Source organism: Streptomyces sp. NBC_00158 (assembly GCF_045160885.1).
In the GTDB taxonomy this organism is placed as follows: Bacteria; Actinomycetota; Actinomycetes; order Streptomycetales; family Streptomycetaceae; genus Streptomyces.
This window is the reverse complement of the sequence record NZ_CP108161.1, coordinates 3,854,939-3,869,535: the sequence shown is the minus strand read 5'-3', so window position 1 is coordinate 3,869,535 and position 14,597 is coordinate 3,854,939. Positions and strand designations below refer to the sequence as shown.

General features: G+C 70.0%; 14 protein-coding genes and 1 tRNA gene. 6 read left to right on the top strand and 9 right to left on the bottom strand.

What is annotated here, in order from left to right; all coding sequences use genetic code 11:
- Window positions 1-64: 64 nt before the first annotated feature.
- Window positions 65-1,114: a hypothetical protein gene (locus tag OG553_RS17870; RefSeq protein WP_405979934.1), complete on the bottom strand. Its 1,050-nt coding sequence runs from the start codon at window positions 1,112-1,114 to the stop codon at window positions 65-67.
- Between the two features lie 232 nt (window positions 1,115-1,346).
- Between OG553_RS17870 and OG553_RS17865 the strand changes: the two genes are divergently transcribed.
- Window positions 1,347-2,297 carry a YIP1 family protein gene (locus tag OG553_RS17865; protein ID WP_405979933.1) on the top strand — a complete coding sequence of 317 codons (951 nt, stop codon included), beginning with the start codon at window positions 1,347-1,349 and terminating at the stop codon, window positions 2,295-2,297.
- 107 nt (window positions 2,298-2,404) lie between these two features.
- Here OG553_RS17865 and OG553_RS17860 read toward each other — a convergent pair whose 3' ends face one another.
- Together OG553_RS17860 and dcd are read right to left on the bottom strand one after the other, a co-directional pair.
- Window positions 2,405-2,902 (bottom strand): phosphoribosyltransferase, encoded by a 498-nt coding sequence (locus OG553_RS17860; RefSeq protein WP_363053693.1) that lies wholly within the window; start codon window positions 2,900-2,902, stop codon window positions 2,405-2,407.
- The gene (gene dcd, locus OG553_RS17855; protein WP_007265045.1) at window positions 2,899-3,486 is read right to left on the bottom strand and encodes a dCTP deaminase; all 588 of its coding nucleotides are present in this window, start codon (window positions 3,484-3,486) and stop codon (window positions 2,899-2,901) included. The genes OG553_RS17860 and dcd overlap by 4 nt, the downstream gene beginning before the upstream one ends.
- A gap of 471 nt (window positions 3,487-3,957) precedes the next feature.
- Here dcd and OG553_RS17850 point away from each other — a divergent pair.
- Window positions 3,958-4,028: transfer RNA gene (locus OG553_RS17850), tRNA-Gly, on the top strand.
- 128 nt (window positions 4,029-4,156) lie between these two features.
- On the opposite strand, the gene OG553_RS17845 is transcribed toward OG553_RS17850, so the two are convergent.
- From OG553_RS17845 to OG553_RS17835, 3 genes are all read right to left on the bottom strand, one after another.
- The gene (locus OG553_RS17845; RefSeq protein WP_405979932.1) at window positions 4,157-5,365 is read right to left on the bottom strand and encodes a tyrosine-type recombinase/integrase; all 1,209 of its coding nucleotides are present in this window, start codon (window positions 5,363-5,365) and stop codon (window positions 4,157-4,159) included.
- Entirely contained in the window at window positions 5,366-5,593 is a 228-nt protein-coding gene (locus OG553_RS17840; protein ID WP_405979931.1) for an excisionase family DNA-binding protein, read from the bottom strand. It lies immediately after the preceding gene.
- Between the two features lie 206 nt (window positions 5,594-5,799).
- Entirely contained in the window at window positions 5,800-6,072 is a 273-nt protein-coding gene (locus OG553_RS17835; protein WP_382589177.1) for a helix-turn-helix domain-containing protein, read from the bottom strand.
- 273 nt (window positions 6,073-6,345) lie between these two features.
- Here OG553_RS17835 and OG553_RS17830 point away from each other — a divergent pair, with 273 nt between their 5' ends.
- The 4 genes from OG553_RS17830 (at window position 6,346) to OG553_RS17815 (ending at window position 11,295) form a co-directional block, all read left to right on the top strand.
- The gene (locus OG553_RS17830) at window positions 6,346-7,608 is read left to right on the top strand and encodes a DUF3631 domain-containing protein (protein ID WP_405979930.1); all 1,263 of its coding nucleotides are present in this window, start codon (window positions 6,346-6,348) and stop codon (window positions 7,606-7,608) included.
- A gap of 534 nt (window positions 7,609-8,142) precedes the next feature.
- A complete protein-coding gene (locus OG553_RS17825; protein WP_405979929.1) occupies window positions 8,143-8,880 on the top strand; it encodes a DUF2637 domain-containing protein in 738 nt (245 codons plus the stop codon).
- An 81-nt stretch (window positions 8,881-8,961) separates the two neighbouring features.
- The gene (gene mobC, locus OG553_RS17820) at window positions 8,962-9,612 is read left to right on the top strand and encodes a plasmid mobilization relaxosome protein MobC (protein ID WP_405983066.1); all 651 of its coding nucleotides are present in this window, start codon (window positions 8,962-8,964) and stop codon (window positions 9,610-9,612) included.
- The gene (locus OG553_RS17815) at window positions 9,613-11,295 is read left to right on the top strand and encodes a relaxase/mobilization nuclease domain-containing protein (RefSeq protein ID WP_405979928.1); all 1,683 of its coding nucleotides are present in this window, start codon (window positions 9,613-9,615) and stop codon (window positions 11,293-11,295) included.
- A 177-nt stretch (window positions 11,296-11,472) separates the two neighbouring features.
- On the opposite strand, the gene OG553_RS17810 is transcribed toward OG553_RS17815, so the two are convergent.
- The 3 genes from OG553_RS17810 to OG553_RS17800 all read right to left on the bottom strand — a co-directional run bounded on the left by OG553_RS17810 (window position 11,473) and on the right by OG553_RS17800 (window position 14,360).
- Window positions 11,473-11,886: an NUDIX hydrolase gene (locus OG553_RS17810; protein WP_405979927.1), complete on the bottom strand. Its 414-nt coding sequence runs from the start codon at window positions 11,884-11,886 to the stop codon at window positions 11,473-11,475.
- A gap of 441 nt (window positions 11,887-12,327) precedes the next feature.
- On the bottom strand, window positions 12,328-12,948 hold the full coding sequence (locus OG553_RS17805) for a GNAT family N-acetyltransferase (RefSeq protein WP_405979926.1): 621 nt from the start codon (window positions 12,946-12,948) through the stop codon (window positions 12,328-12,330).
- A gap of 23 nt (window positions 12,949-12,971) precedes the next feature.
- A complete protein-coding gene (locus OG553_RS17800; RefSeq protein WP_405979925.1) occupies window positions 12,972-14,360 on the bottom strand; it encodes a hypothetical protein in 1,389 nt (462 codons plus the stop codon).
- Window positions 14,361-14,597: the final 237 nt, after the last annotated feature.

Sequence of the window (14,597 nt, the reverse complement as noted above, 5' to 3'; positions counted from 1 at the left end):
GGCCCGACAGCGCGTACGGAACGGCCGGTCCCCCTCCACCGAGGGGGACCGGCCGTTCCGCGTATCAGTCGTTGGTGCGGTTCCGGCGGAGCATCGCGAAGCCGAGGCCCGCCGCGCCCATCGCGGCCATGCCGCCGCCCGCGGCCAGCAGCAGCGGGGTCTCGGTCTGCGGGGCGGAGCCCCCGGCGCCGGCGTTCACGCCGCCCTTCGGGACGACCCGCTCCAGCTTCGACGGCTCCGTCTTCACGTCCGCCGTCGCCGCGGTCGCCACCGTCGGCTTCGCCGGCCTGACCGGCTTCTCCGCCTTGTACTGCTCGATCAGCTTGCCGGTGGAGAACTCGTACACCCAGCTGTCCCCGCCCCCCTTGCCGTCGATGACGACGAACTTCACGCGCTTCCCGTCCTGGACGAGCTTGTACGTCCAGCCGTCGTTCAGCGCGCTGCGGTGCTTCATGTCGATCGTGCCGAGCACGTTCCCGTTCGGCACGGAGATCTCCGCGCGCTTGCCCCGCGGGCCGTCGATCAGCCGCGCGATCCGCCCGTCCGGCATGGTGATCCGTACCGAGGTCTCCTTCTTGACGTGCGGCTTCGGCTTCTCGACGGGCTTCTCGACGGGCTTGCGGGCGCCGCCCTCGACCCACGAGGTCACGGTGCCGTTCGGCTGGAGGACTACGTGCAGGCCGTTGTTCTGCCCGTACGCCGGCTTGCCGTTCTTGCTGACCAGGGTGTCCAGCTTCGTGCCCCGGGCGAAGACCTCGGCCTCGAAGTGGCCGTCGGCGAACCTGTAGACCTTGGCGACCGACCCGTCGGCCAGCTTCACGGTGGTGACGTACGTCCGCCCCTTGGACGGCTTCTCGACGGGCTTCTCTGCCGGCTTCTCGACCGGCTTCTCCGAAGGCTTCACGGGCGGCTCGACCGAAGGCTCGACCGACGGCTCGACCGACGGCTCCACCGACGGCTCCACCACCGGCTGCTCGATCCCCGGCAGCACCTCGGGTTCCGGCACCGTCGGCGAGTCCGCGAAGGCGGACCCGACGGGCAGCGCCAGTACGGCGGCGGCGCCGGTGAGGACTGCGGCGGTACGAAGGGCGGTGCTGCGGCGGGTACGGCGCATGACAAGGGTTTCCGTTCTGGTTCGTGACTCCGTGGCGGCGACACTCACGAAGCTACGGACCCAATACGTACGCATTCCGTCGGCTACGTAACGAACCACCACAGAAGCCGACGCAACCGCGTAAACCGCCCTCCCCCGGCTCCCCCTAGGGGATGTCACAGGTCAGCCGCAAAGGCCGCCCGTTCCGGCGGCCCGGCCACGGCCGCCCGGCGGAGCAGGTACTTTCGATCACGTGGCTGGATTCAGGATCGGACGCGGCAGGGACGACAACCACCCTCCGCAGCAACCCCCGCACACCCCGCGGCAGCAGCCGTACGGTCAGCAGCAGCAAGCGCCGCAGGCACCGTACGGCCATCAGCCCTACCCTCCCGCCGGCCCGCCGCCGCAGCAGCAGTGGCCGGCCCAGGGCGGCGGTGCGGGCGACCACGGCGAGCCGGAGTACTTCGACCCGTACTCCCAGCAGCCGCACCCGCACGCGTACCCACAGCCCCCTCAGGCCCCGTACGCGGGCCAGGGCCAGGGCCAGCACGGGGCCTCGTACGCGAACGACCCGGGGTACACCCAGGCCTTCTCCGTCGGCGAGGACCCGTACGGCCAGGGCGCGACGTACCAGGCGGGCGCGGCCCCCGCGGCCCCCGTCGGGCCGCGGCTGCACTGGAAGGACCTGCTGCGCGGCATCGTGCTGCGGCCGGGGCCGACCTTCCTCCAGATGCGCGACTACCCCGTCTGGGGTCCGGCGCTGGCCGTGACCTTCGTCTACGGCATGCTCGCGGTCTTCGGCTTCGACAAGGCCCGCGAGGACGCCATCAAGGCGACCCTCACCCAGGTGATCCCGATCATCCTGAGCGCCGGCGTGGCCTTCGTCCTGTGCGGCCTGATCCTCGGTGCGGTCACCCACACGCTGGCCCGCCAACTGGGTGGCGACGGCGCGTGGCAGCCGACCGTGGGCCTGTCGATGCTGGTCATGTCCATCACGGACGCGCCGCGCCTGCTGGTGGCGGTGTTCCTGGGCGGCGACAACATGCTCGTGCAGGTGCTGGGCTGGGTGACCTGGCTGGCGGCCGGCGCGCTCTTCACCTCGATGGTGAGCAAGTCGCACGACCTGCCCTGGCAGAAGGCGCTGGGCGCGTCCGCGATCCAGCTGGTCGCGCTGCTCTCGATGATCAAGCTCGGCACGCTCTAGCGACCGCCGCCGCACGCACGTACGGGAAGAGCCCGCCGCGCGTTCGCGCGGCGGGCCCTTCCCGTATGCCCATGCCTGCCTGCCGGCCGGCCGACCTGCCTGCCTGCTCAGGCGTCGAGGACCTGGCCCTCGCGCTTCACCACGGGCGGCTGGACCGACCAGGGGAACTCGATCCAGTCGTCGGTGCGCTTCCACACGTACTCGCACTGCACGAGCGAGTGCGACTTCTCGTAGATGACGGCGGAGCGCACCTCGGCGACGTGGCCGAGGCAGAAGTCGTGGACGAGCTTGAGCGTCTTGCCCGTGTCGGCGACGTCGTCGGCGATCAGGACCTTCTTGTTCGTGAAGTCGATCGCCTCGGGGACGGGCGCCAGCATGACCGGCATCTCCAGCGTGGTGCCCACGCCGGTGTAGAACTCCACGTTCACGAGGTGGATGTTCTTGCAGTCGAGCGCGTACGCCAGGCCGCCGGCGACGAACACGCCGCCGCGGGCGATGCTCAGGATGATGTCCGGCTCGTAGCCGTCGTCGGCGATGGTCTGCGCCAGCTCGCGGACGGCGTTGCCGAAGCCCTCGTAGGTCAGGTTCTCGCGTACTGCGCTCATGCCTCGTGCCTCACCTGGGTGCGGTGGAAGTTCTGGAAGGAGCGCGAGGCGGTCGGCCCGCGCTGCCCCTGGTACCTGGAGCCGTACCGCTCGCTGCCGTACGGGAACTCCGCGGGCGAGCTGAGGCGGAACATGCACAGCTGCCCGATCTTCATGCCCGGCCACAGCTTGATCGGAAGGGTAGCCAGGTTCGACAGCTCCAGGGTCACGTGCCCGGAGAAGCCCGGGTCGATGAACCCGGCCGTCGAATGCGTCACCAGACCCAGGCGGCCCAGGCTGGACTTCCCCTCCAGTCTGGAGGCGATGTCCTCGGGGAGCGAGATGACCTCGTACGTCGAGGCGAGCACGAACTCACCCGGATGCAGGATGAACGCCTCGTCGCCCTCGGGCTCGACCATGCGGGTCAGGTCGGGCTGCTCGATGGCGGGGTCGATGTGCGCGTAGCGGTGGTTCTCGAAGACCCGGAAGAACCGGTCGAGGCGTACGTCGATGCTGGAGGGCTGCACCATCGACTCGTCGAACGGGTCAATGCGAACCCGTCCGCTGTCGATCTCGGCCCGGATGTCTTTGTCGGAGAGAAGCACGTCCCGAGGATACGCAGAGCGCGCGGGCCACCCCCAATCGAGAAGGTCCCCGCGCGCCCGCACTGCCCGTGTCCCGCCGCCCTACCGCTTGACGCCGCCGACGGGCACCGCGTGCCTCAGCCGCGCGCACCGCGGACACCGCAGCAGCCGCCCGGGCCCGATCCGGCCGGCACCGAGGTGCTGCAACGGGAACGAAGCGGTGTTGAAAACATGCCCTTCGGCACAACGGACGACTGTGTGCTCCATCGAGTCCCTTTCCCCAACGAGCCGTAACGCGATGAATCGCCACATTAGGGGATGAACAAGACCCACTCCAGCCGCCGCTCCGCACCCCCAAGGTACGCCCCAACTCCCGCCCCCACGAACCCTCCTGCGACGCGGGACCGACGACGACCCGAAGGGAGAATTCACCGGGGGTCGATCATGGGGTACAGTGTGCAACGGTAGGGATCCAGGCAACTGGACCTCTGTGCGGATGTAGTTTAATGGTAGAACATGAGCTTCCCAAGCTTATAGCGCGGGTTCGATTCCCGTCATCCGCTCTTCCAAGAAGGCCCAGGTCAGCGACCTGGGCCTTCGTCGTTGTCTAGACCCATCTGGGCCCGCGTGCCATTCGCGTGCCATAACTTCCCTAACGGGGCGTCAGGTTGATATGCGCCCCGCGTGAGGATCACCTCGCCCGAGCGGTCCGACCGGATGCCGCCGCCGAGGGCACGAACATTCGCCCGGTCCCAGTCGGGCTGGGCCGCCCGCCGTCAGCAGGCACCCGCTGGAGCCGGACGGTGGCGTCGATGTCGGCGGCGAGCCTGCGCTGGTGCTCCTTGGTGGAGTGCTGATAGATCAGCTGGGCCCGTTCCGAGGACTGGCCCGCACGGACCATGAGGTCCTTCAGCTTGGCGCCAGTGTCGGCGGCGAGGGTGTTTCCGGTGTGGCGGAGGTCGTAGAAGCGGAACTCCTTCGGCATGCCGACCGCATCGCGGGCCTTGCGCCACTTGCGGCCGAAGGACGTACCTCGCAGGGGCGCGCCCTTCTCCCCCACGAAGACGAGACCCTCGGGCCCGTCCTGCGCGAACCACTCCAGATGCCGGCGGACGTCCAGGAGGACGAAGCTGGGCAGCATGATCTCCCGCTTGCCCGCACGGGACTTGGGATCTCCGATCACCCTGCGTCCCGTGTTCAGCTCCGGGGCGGCCCTGCGTACGCGTACCGAGCCCGCGTCGAGATCGACGTCGGCGCGTCGCAGCTCGGCCAGTTCCTCCGGCCGCATGGAGGCGAAGGCCCCCAGCAGGACCATCAGCCGCCAGCGGATCCCGATGGCCTCGGCGAGCGCGAAAACCTGCTCGACGGTGGCCACGGGCCGTTCGTCGGCGTCTTCGCGCCCCGCACCTCGGATCGAGCACGGGTTGCGCCGGATCAGCTCGTCCTCGACTGCCGTCTGCATGATCGCCTTCAGCAGCCGGTAGGCCTTGGCCGTCGTGGTCTTGCCTGTCGCCTTCAGCCGTTCCGCGCGCCAGGTCCTGACCTTGGCGGGGCTGACGGCGTTGACGTACTCCTCCCCGAAGGACGGCTCCAGGTGGAGGCGCAGGAGCCGTCGGTACAGCTCGTCGGTGGTGGCCGCGATGCCCCGCTCCTCGATCCAGCGCAGGGCGTACTCGGCGAACAGCACCTCGCCGGCGGTCGGGTCGATCCAGTCGCCGCGGGCCTGGTCGGCCTGGATCTGGGCGAGGAACAGCTCCGCTTCCCGCTTGCTCTCGTACGTCTGCGGGGCGGGTCGCAGCACGCCGTCCGTGCCGGGGTAGCGGGCTTGGTAGCGGCCCGAGGGGAGGGTGCGGATCGCGCCGAAGCTGCGGCGCGGGGCCCTTCTGCGGGAGCGCGGCACTCAGACCACCAGCCCGTAGCCAGCGCGGCGCCCGCGGACGGGCTCGACGGTCCGCTCGGCGATATAGGCGGCCAGCACGCTGTCGGCGATGCGGACGTGCTTGCCGAGCTTGACGTAGCGGATACGCCGCTCGGCGATGAGGCGGCGGATAAAGCGCACGCCGGTACCGAGGCGCTCCGCGGCTTCTTCGACCGTGAGCAGACGGTCGTTTGTCGTCACCTCCTTCATGGCACTGGATTCCTCGGCAATTGACTTCCGACTCTTCCCGCCCGCTCCATCGGCGGCGAGGATTTTCCGGGCAGGGGTTATCGGCGATCGACGCAAGAGTGTCCTCTCGTGAAATGGGCAGGGGTTTGGCTAGAACGGGACGGCAGGCGTACCGGGAACACCAATGGTCTGGAGAATCCCCGGTTTGGGAAACCGGGGATCGTCGGCTATATTTCGCCCGCTCCGGCCGCCGGCGGGTTCCCCAGGAGGGTCTGGGGCGGGGTTCCGAGGGCGGCGGCGATGGCGACGAGGTCGTCGACATCGCAGCGCCGGACGGTTCGTTCCAGGCGCGAAAGCGCGGTGAAGGTCATGGGCCGGCCGAGGGCGCGGACTCGGGCGGCGAGCTGGCGCTGGGAGTAGCCGCGGGCGACACGGGTGCGCTCTATGGCCTGGGCCGCGGCGCGGCCTGCGGGTCCGATTTCAAGAGATCGCGGTGGCATTGCTGTGTTGTAGCTTCCGCCGCGGACCTTTTGGAACCCTTTCTCTGTCTGCCGTGAGCGATGCACCGACCGGCGGCGGTGATTTCGGCGACCGGGATTCCGGGTCTACGGTTATGGGGCCGAAAAAGTTTTCAGGAGTGTTAGAGCAATCTCTGGACTTCTGGGCCTGGGGTGTGGCTGTCTTGTCCACGCACCCCGGCCCAGCCGGATTTCCCGCCCAATTTCCGAGAGGTGGCCGCCAACCCGGCCGCCAGCAAAGGAGCCGCCCCCTTGATGCCCAACACCCCCGACCCCGCCGCCGCGCCCACGAAGGCGCTCTGGCCGCCGGTGGCGGTCCCCGGCCAGCCGGACGCCGACCGCACCGCCCAGGAGGACGCAGTAGCCGAGCCGCCGACCTCCCCCTCCCAGCCCGGCTCCGCCCCGATCGGCCCCCGTTCGCAAGGAGACCAGGCGCTGATCGACCTGGCCGCGCAGATCCAGCGGTACGTGGTGCTGCCGAATCCCGAGGCGCTCACTGCAGTGACCCTGTGGGTGGCAGCCACGCACCTGCAGACGGTCTGGCAGCACGCGCCGCGCCTGGCGGTGGTGGGTCCGGCGAAGCGGTGCGGCAAGTCGCGCCTCCTGGACGTGATCACCGAGACCGTCCACGACCCACTGATCACCGTGAACGCCTCGGCTGCGGCGATCTTCCGGTCAATCGGCGAGTCGGATCCGCCGACCCTGCTGGTGGACGAGGTCGACACGATCTTCGGCTCGGCGAAGGTCGCGGAGAAGAACGAGGAGCTCCGGGGCCTGCTCAACGCAGGCTTCCAGAAGAGCCGTTACACGCTGCGCGTCGCCGGACCAAACCACGAGGTGGTCCGCTTCCACACCTTCGCGATGGCCGCCCTCGCCGGCATCGGCGATCTACCCGACACGATCATGGACCGGTCCGTGGTCATGCGGATGCGTCGCCGCCGGAACGGAGAGAAGGTCTCGGAGTTCCGCGCCTTCCGCGACACGCCCGCCCTGCACGCGGTACGGGACCGCCTCGCGGCGTGGCTGCGCCCGCGGGGCGAGGAAGCGATCGGCCTGATGCCCGTCTCCATGCCGGTAGAAGACAGGGCCGCGGACACCTGGGAGCCGCTGGTCATCGTCGCCGACCTCGCAGGAGGCGACTGGCCCGAGCGGGCCCGCACCGCGTGCCGCGTGATGACCGCACACGAGGCCGCCCTCGACCAGGACAACTCACTGCACACGCGCATCCTGGTCGACATCCGGCGAGTCTTCGCCGCCTGCGACAACCCGGCGGCCCTGCCCACCAGGACCATCCTCGCCATGCTCAACCGCGACGAGGAAGCACCGTGGGCCGACCTCGGCACCCAGGGCGTGTGCCCACGTCGCCTGCAGCTCCTGCTGAAGCCCTACGACATCAACTCCTCCACGCGCCGCTTCCCCGAGGGAATCCAGGCCAAGGGCTTCACCCGCGCCCAGTTCATGGACGCCTGGGACCGGTACTGCCCGCCCGAAGCCCCGCCCGAGCCGTCCGGGGCCTGACCCGCCCCGACCCGTCCCACCCGTCCCACCCGTCCCACGGGTCGGCAGATCTGCACGTACAACGCCGCACGCACCGGCCACAGTCCGGCGCCGACGCCGCAACCGCGCCCACGGCCCTGACCCCCACCGACCCGTACCACTCGTATCAGCGCAGGTCAGAACCGGGACGAGTCGTAAGGGCGGGACGGGTCCACCCGTACCTACGCCCGCCCACAGGCCTTCGCCCCCGCCGGGACTCCCGCTGCCTCGACCGACCCTCCTGCACCCGTCCCACCCGTACCGAACGAGGTCAGCGCAGGCACGGGTCTGGGCAGCCGGGACGAGTCCGACCCGTACCGCCACGCCACCCGTACCTGCCCTGACCAGGCACGGGACGAGTGGGACGAGTCCCGGCCCACCACAGCCACCCCCGCCCATTGCCGCCGCACCACCCTGGGAGCAACACGCTTGACCTCGCCCGCCCTCTCCTTCTCCCCCACATCCTCCCTGCCTCGGCCCAGCCTTGCCGGGGCGATCCGTACCGGGGTCGCGCTCATGGCACTCGGCGCGTTCGCCCTCTCATACGACGCCCTGCGCCAGATGGCCGCCGCCAGCCATGTCCACCCAGCCCTCACGTACGTCTTCCCGCTCCTCGTGGACGGCTTCATCGCCCTGGGAATCGGCGCGCTCCTGGTCCTGCACGCCGGCCCCCTCCGTGCCCGCCTCTACGTGGCCTCGCTGGTCGCACTCGCCACCGCCACCAGCATCTGGGCCAACGTGCTCCACGCCATCCGCCTCAACCAGCAGGCCCGCCACACCGGACTCCCGCTGGACGACATCACCGTGGGCGCCATCTCCGCCATCGCTCCGCTCGCACTGGCAGGCGCCGTCCACTTCTACCTCCTCGTCCAGCGCCAACCCGCCACCCGCCACAACACCGCAGCCGCCGCGCGCCACAAACCTCACGCCGTGCCCGAACCTCACGGGCAGCCTGCGACCGAGGCTGCTGCGCCAAAGCCCGTGGAAGCCAGCGAAGACGTGGCCGAGCCCACGCGGAAACAAGAGGCGGAATTCGACACCTCGCCCGACGGCAAGGGACGCAAACCCCGCGCCACCTTGGAGCAGGCCGTCGAGATAGGTCGCACCGCGCAGCGCGGACGGCACGGACACGCATCCCGCCGCCACATCGAAGACGCCATCCGCAGCAAGGGATTCACCATCAACAAGGACCTTGCCGAGGAGGCCAAGGACATCCTCCAGGCCGAACTGAACGGGCGCACCGCCGTCCACTGAGCCACTCCGCCCGCCCGCACCAGACCGCGGGTGGGTGGGCACCCTTCCCGCGCTCCCCCAGAAAGGCCCGGCATGCCCGAGATGCACATCCCAAACCTCACCACCGACCAGCTGCCCAACGCCCGCACCACAGCCCCAGACCAGGCAGCAAGGTATGGCGTTGGACCGTCCAAGGGCCGGTCCAACGCAGCCTCCGCCCCGGGGGTGGCGGAGGCAGAACCCCGGCGCGAGGGCGCACCGGGGCAGGAGGCGGCCGGTACCGCCGACGCCGGCCTGCCCGCCATCGTGCGGGCCGCTGACGAAGCCGCGCTGTACCGGGTCGCCCGCCGTCGCGCCCGCAAGAAGGTGCAGCGCAAGGAGCGCGTCGACGTCCGCTACAGCGTCGCAGAGAAGCAGGCGATCCTTGCCGAAGCCCGCCGCCTGAACCTGGCCGGCGCACACCTCATCGGCGCCATCGTCGTGGCCCACCTGAACGGCGACCTTGCGCTGCCTGGCCAGCGGACCTCCCACGATGACCTGATCGACGAGCTCGCCGCCCTGCGGACCGAAGTCGCCAGGATCGGCACCAACGTCAACCAGATCGCCCGCAAGCTGAACTCCGGCGGCCATCCACAGCTTGGGGACACAGCCCTCCTCGCGGAAGCAGGACGTGTCCTGGTCGTGGCCCGTGATGCCGTCACGTCGATCGATGTGGCGTCGGACAACGCCGCCACATCGAAGGCGGCGGCCTGATTGATCACGAACATCGGCAAGGCCGGCGCCAACACGCACGGCGTCCTGCGCTACCTCTACGGGTCCGGTCGCGCCAACGAGCACTCCGACCCCCACCTGGTCGCCTCCTGGGACGGCTTCGCCCCCGACCCCGGCCGCGACGAGACCGCCACCCTCGCCCAGCTCGCCACCGTCCTCGACCTGCGCGTGAAACAGGCCGGCGACCGCGCACCGGACAAGCACGTGTGGCACTGCTCGGTCCGGGCCGCACCCGAGGACCGAATCCTGACGGATGACGAGTGGGCGACGATCGCCCGCCGGATCCTGAACGCCACCGGTATCGCTCCCGCCGGCGACCCGGACGCATGCCGCTGGGTCGCGGTCCGCCACGCCGACGACCACATCCACATCGTCGCCACCAAGGTCCGCGGCGACCTCACCCCACCCCGCAACTGGAACGACTACCCGCGCGCCGACAAAGAGTGCGCCGCGATCGAGCAGGAGTACGGACTGCGCCAGGTCGTACGCGGCGACCACACCGCCGCCAAACGCCCCACCCGCGCCGAGAAGGAGAAGGCCCTGCGCGCCGGGCACACCGCCACGCCCCGGGAGAGGCTGCGCACCACCGTCCGCACGACCGTGGCGGCTGCCACGGACACCGAAGAGTTCTTCACCATCCTCCGCAGCGCAGGCGTGCTGGTGGACGTTCAGCACTTCCCCTCCGGCGACATCCGGGGCTACAAAGTCGCCCTCCCCGGCGACACGAACGCCAAGGGCGAGCCGGTGTGGTTCTCAGGCTCCGCCCTCGGCCCCGACCTGTCCTACCCCAAGATCAGCGAGCGCCTCGCACCCACCGAACTCGCCCCCATGGGACGGCACTCTGGCCGTCCGCCTACGGCATGGCAGCAGGTCACCGATGGCGTCGACCAGATCCCCGATGTTCTCGAGCAGGCCGACGACGTCGTGGGCCAGGCGCACATCACCGTGCTCGCCGAAATCCTCGACGCCCTTCCCCTCATCGCCCCCGCCGGCCACCGGCCCCAGCTGGCCCAGGCAGCCGCGGCCTTCGAGCGGGCCAGCCGCTCCCGCATCCGCGCCCACCACCAGCAGGCCCAGGCCACACGCCGGGCCGTCAAGGCGATCGTGCGTGAACCCGCGCCCAAGGACGGAGCCCTCCTAGCGATCCTCCTCGACGCCCTGCTCTTGGCCGTCGTCGCGACCCAGCACTGGCACCACACCCAGCACCACGACCAGCAAGCCGAAGCCGCCCGCCAAGCAGCCGAACACCTGCACGCCGCGTACCAGGCCGCCGCCATCCAGCCCCTGACCGTGATCCGCCAGCGCGGTCTACGCCTGACCGTCGCCGTGCAGCAGGAACAGGCCGCCCTCATCCGCCAAGCCCTACCCGGCCTGGCCGAGCAGATCCTCACCGAGCCTGGCTGGCCTGCCCTCGCCGCCACCCTCACCGACGCCCAGAAGGCCGGCCACGACCCGACCCTCCTCCTCACCGAAGCCACCCGCCGACGGGAACTCGACACCGCCACGTCGATCAGCGACGTCCTGGTCTGGCGGCTGCACCGCCTCGTCGGCGTGGTAGCTGAAAGGCCCGCTCACCCCGACTCCGCGAGCACCACCCGCCTCGGTTCGAGCGCAGCTGTCCTCGGTACCTCACGACAGCAACCACCCCGCCGAAGCAGCCGGTAGCCCGAAGACCGCCACGGTCACTAGCGGGCGCCCTGCTCCTTCGGGGAACACGGCAGGTGTTCCCCGAAGGAACGGTCGAAGCGTTGCCTGAAGGAACAGGGCACATTCCGTTCACCGAGTGAACAAACCGCCGTTCACTCGGTGAACGATCACCATGTTCACTCGGTGAACACTTCGTCAGCGGTTCAGGGCCGCGTCGAGGTGTTCTTGTACCGGCGCGAACAGACCGTACGGGACGTACTGCGGGATCTCGGCGTGGGCTACCCAGGCGACTTCGGCCAGCTCGTCGGTATCCGCGACGTGCGCGTTTCCGCCGAGCACCTCGCAGGCCGTGTAGGACATCAGCCGACCCGTGTCCGGGTGGACCCGCTCACCCAGTAGCCGTCCCGACTTCACTATCAGACCCGTCTCCTCCTGGGTCTCGCGCACGGCTGCATCCTCCCGGCTTTCGCCAGGCTCGACCTTGCCTGCGGGAAACTGCCAGGAGAGCCGGCCCTCGCTTACGCGACGCCGCACCATGAGCACGCGGCCCTTGTGCACCACGATGGCCGCGGCGACGCCCGGGCGCTCCCCGACGTTCTGATGCGTCACGTCTACTCCTCCAGGACGGCCAGGATGGATGGGAAGGACGTATGGACGGGGATGAGCCGGGTGGCTGTCTAGGCAGACGGTGCGCCGCTGCGTCGGTGCCGTCCCCGCCCCCTGGCAGCGATTCTGGCCTCCCGTCCGCACTCGGGTCGGTGGGCGGGGCGGGCGGACTCATCGTGGCGGCGGATGGAGCACCAGACACGTTCCTGGAGCTCTGCGATGCAAGGGCCGCAGGCATACATAGGCGCCTGGGCTCCGGCCACACTGACCGGGCCGATCCACAGGACGCGGGTCCACTGCTGCTCGCAGTACAGCCAGCACATCCCATCGACCCACTCATTGCCGTCATTGGTGGTCGGCGGCTCGGGCAAGCCACCGCGAGCGAACTCGGCGATGCCGGGGACTGCCAGGTGGTGCGGTAAGCCCTGCTCGGTCAGCACCAGCTCACCTGTCCTGCCCGCCGTCAGCCGCAGACACGGGCATACCCACCGGGGCCCCTTCGTCAGCACTGAGGTCGAAGGTGCAGGTCGGTGCCCACTCGTGCTCCAGGATCGAGTAGGTGATCGAGTCCCGCCAGGCTCCGTGGACGAAGACGTGGTCGCGGATCCGCCCGTCCTCGGTCATGCCCGCTCGCAGGAGGGTACGCGCGGATGCCTCGTTGAGCGGCGAGCGTGCGGCCCATATGCGGTGCAGGCCCAGGACTTTGAAGCCAAGCGCACACAGCATGTGGACGGTGTCCGTGCCGAGGCCCTTGCCCCACTCAGCAGGGTTCAGGGCGAAGCCGATGGTGGCCGCCTGCTGCGGTTCGGTCGCCAGGCGCGCGTAGCCGATCAGCCGGTGTTCACCGGCCGGGGTGATGGCCAGGCAGTACTCGGTCCGGGGAGTGTCCTTCGCGGAGCCGATGGACCGGTCGACGATCGCCTGGACCTGGTCGGGGGTGCGGGGCTCGAAGCTGAGGTGCCGGGTGGCCTCGGGGTCTCCGTAGATGGCCAGGAGGGCGGCGGTGTCCTCGGGTTCGACTTCGCGCAGCGCCAGACGGGGGCCGGCCAGGTGGACTGGAGTCATGGCTGCGGAGCCTACCTGCGGAGTCACCGGACGAGGACGGACGTCGGGGTGGCCGTGAAGGCTTCGATCTCCTCGCGGAGGCCGGCCGCCGCCGCGCCTCGGTTGCGCCTGCCTTCGGCCTGGAGCGCGGCGTGGACCCGCTGGGCGCTGCTGGTGATGCCGAAGTTGCGCTGCTCGACTGGGAGGTCGAGTACAGGCTGGACGGCTTCGATGGCGCCCTCGATCTCGCCGCGGGCGATGCGGGCGAGGGCGAGGTCGGTCTGCGCGCCGGCCTCGTCGCCGAAGGCCCATTCGTCCTCCGTGGCGGTGCGGTACGCGGCGACGGCGGCCTCGGACTGGCTCTCGCCGAGTGCGGGGTCCTCGCCGAGGTGCACGGTGGCCTCGGCGACGTAGTACAGCTGCCGGGGCACCGGGAAGGTCATGATGCCGCCGAAGGCGTCGAGGTCGTCGGGTTCGGCGGCCGTGCGGGCTTCCTCGGCCTGCTGGATGGCGGTACGGGTGGCCTCGCCGTTGCCGAGGAGGGCGTTGGCGCGGGCGGAGAGACAGGCCAGCCAGACGCTGGTGGTGCCGCGGACGTTGCCCGCCGCACCGAGGCCGAGGGTGGCGTAGTCGGCGGCCTCGGAGGGGCGCCCGGCCCAGTAGGAGATGAGCGACTGCAGGGAACGGACCCAGGCGCGCATGGCGTGGTGGTCGGCGTTGTCGGCGCAGACGAAGGCGGTGCGGGCCTGCATCATCGCGGCACTGGGGTTGCCCAGGTCGTGGCTGGCTTTGGCGAGCATGCCGGAAGTGATGCCGGCGAGCAGATAGAGATCGCGCGCCTGCAGGGGCTTGACCCGGCCGTGCTCGAGGAGCCGGAAGGTGAGGTCCTGTACCTCGACAAGGTCGCCGAGCAAGGTCGGCAACGCGAGTCTCGGGTAGGCGACGGTGAGCCGTCGCACTTCGTCATGGATCTGGCCCAGGGTCTCCGGGCCAACGCTGCTGCCCTCCGCCAGGGCGGTGAACCTGAGCGCACGACGAGCCGCCATCGCGACCTGCCTTTCCAATTCCGTGGTGCCCGCGTCGAGGCGGGACTCGCTGCTGAACGGGCCACCAGCAGGCAGTGCCGCTGCCCGCTCGGAGGGGAGGAGGACAGGAACTGGCCGTGGCGGTGGGACGACGATCGGGGTATCGACCGCAGACGCGGGAACAAGGAGACGATCGACGCTGACGCCGAACATCGCCTCCAGCACTCGGCACTGGTCCGGGTAGGGGCGGGTCTTGACCGCACCGCCGTACCAGCGCTCGAACTGCCGCTTGGAGACCGACAAGCCTCGAAGCCGGCGGTCGTTCTGCTCCTCCGCGACCGTGTTCGCGGTCGCTTCGAACCGGAGGCGGAAGGTCTCGTAGACCTGCCAGTGCCGCTGCAGCGTCAAGACCCGTAAGAGCGTGGGAGTTTCAGCCACCGCAGATCCTCTCCGTCCCCGTTCGCCTGGTCTGACGATAGCCACGGCCGATCAGCGGGAAACCCGTTCGGCCGCTCTGCGGCTCAGATGACGGCAGCCATGACGGCAGTCATGACGCATGACGTCGTCATCCGGCGCGCCGGACCCTCGACGAGGGCGGCTCCATGACGGCGGCGACGTCGTATCCATGCCTCGGCGCCCACCCCA

Coding starts and splice junctions, on each gene's coding strand:
- OG553_RS17870 (WP_405979934.1), bottom strand. CDS start 1,114: ATGCGCCGTACCCGCCGCAGCACCGCCCTTCGTACCGCCGCAGTCCTC.
- OG553_RS17860 (WP_363053693.1), bottom strand. CDS start 2,902: ATGAGCGCAGTACGCGAGAACCTGACCTACGAGGGCTTCGGCAACGCC.
- OG553_RS17840 (WP_405979931.1), bottom strand. CDS start 5,593: ATGAAGGAGGTGACGACAAACGACCGTCTGCTCACGGTCGAAGAAGCC.
- OG553_RS17835 (WP_382589177.1), bottom strand. CDS start 6,072: ATGCCACCGCGATCTCTTGAAATCGGACCCGCAGGCCGCGCCGCGGCC.
- OG553_RS17830 (WP_405979930.1), top strand. CDS start 6,346: ATGCCCAACACCCCCGACCCCGCCGCCGCGCCCACGAAGGCGCTCTGG.
- OG553_RS17825 (WP_405979929.1), top strand. CDS start 8,143: ATGGCACTCGGCGCGTTCGCCCTCTCATACGACGCCCTGCGCCAGATG.
- mobC (WP_405983066.1), top strand. CDS start 8,962: ATGCACATCCCAAACCTCACCACCGACCAGCTGCCCAACGCCCGCACC.
- OG553_RS17805 (WP_405979926.1), bottom strand. CDS start 12,948: ATGACTCCAGTCCACCTGGCCGGCCCCCGTCTGGCGCTGCGCGAAGTC.